Genomic DNA, 1,000 nt, shown 5'->3' with positions numbered 1-1,000 from the left:
WAAATTTATCAAATTTCATAATTTTAGATTCCTATAATTTCTATTTTAAATATATTTTATAGGAATTTTAAAATAACTAGGTTATGCAAGAAGTCTAATGTATCAATATACTCATAAGCGCTATCTTCTGAATGACATTCTTCAAGTGCTTCATTAAATAAGTCTTCATCTGTGTAAATTTTGCCATCTTCATCTTTTCACATATTATTCACATTCTTTTTATTTTTATAAAATAAACAATAATCATCGTTAATTTGATTTACGGGGCAGTTGCAATTTTTACAATATTTTGCCATTTTTAAACATATATAAATTTGTAGCAATAATTTTGCTATCTGTAATAGTAAAAATTAACTCTTTTTCCAAACACATACCACATTTTTTAGTATATTTTGTTTGATTTATTTTACATTTAACACATTTTTCCATATTATTCACATCCTTGTCATTTAATATTTTCGTTTTCTAAATCAATAGTTGTTGTTTCTCATCCTTTTTTATTGTCAAGATTAGCAGTAATTTTTGCTTCTTCTAATGTATAAAATAAATGTGAAGTTATATTATTAAAATTACCTAATACAAATTCCATTTTTGATATTAATAAATATCTTTTATTCTTCATAATTTATCACCTCATAATCCGCTTCTTCATCTTTTAAATAGTCATTTATTAAACCTTTAACTTCATCAATTTCATATCATTTCAAATTCAAGTCAAATTCTACTGGTTGAAAAGTACGGACATGTCGTTCTTCATTACCAAATTTAAGATATAAATTTAACTCTAAATTACCTAAATAATCACTATCAATTTGTGTATAAATAATAATTTTTATTGGTAATTTTTAATGCTTTATTACRTATCWTTTTTAATTCCTCCTAATTTTGTTTCCCTAATGCTCAATGTTCATCAGTCATATCTTCAAATGATACTGAATAACTTTTACGCATTAATTCTTGTAATTTATTTTCTTGATTACATTCTTTATGAAAACAATAA

At 22.7% G+C, this 1,000-nt stretch carries 3 protein-coding genes; all 3 read right to left on the bottom strand.

Going from position 1 to position 1,000, the window contains the following annotated elements:
- Positions 1-56: 56 nt before the first annotated feature.
- The 3 genes from EHV01_RS05925 to EHV01_RS05915 are packed head-to-tail and all read right to left on the bottom strand — an operon-like array spanning position 57 to position 622.
- Entirely contained in the window at positions 57-296 is a 240-nt protein-coding gene (locus tag EHV01_RS05925) for a hypothetical protein (RefSeq protein WP_422066655.1), read from the bottom strand.
- Positions 280-429 carry a hypothetical protein gene (locus EHV01_RS05920; protein WP_422066654.1) on the bottom strand — a complete coding sequence of 50 codons (150 nt, stop codon included), beginning with the start codon at positions 427-429 and terminating at the stop codon, positions 280-282. Before EHV01_RS05920 ends, EHV01_RS05925 begins: the two co-directional genes overlap by 17 nt.
- Position 430: 1 nt before the next feature.
- Positions 431-622: a hypothetical protein gene (locus EHV01_RS05915; protein ID WP_422066653.1), complete on the bottom strand. Its 192-nt coding sequence runs from the start codon at positions 620-622 to the stop codon at positions 431-433.
- Between the last annotated feature and the right edge of the window lie 378 nt (positions 623-1,000).

The sequence above is a fragment of the Spiroplasma sp. hy2 genome (assembly GCF_044714365.1).
GTDB lineage: Bacteria > Bacillota_I > Bacilli_A > Mycoplasmatales > Mycoplasmataceae > Spiroplasma > Spiroplasma phoeniceum.
Note: the sequence above shows the minus strand (reverse complement) of the source record. Positions and strands in the feature narration are given on the sequence as shown.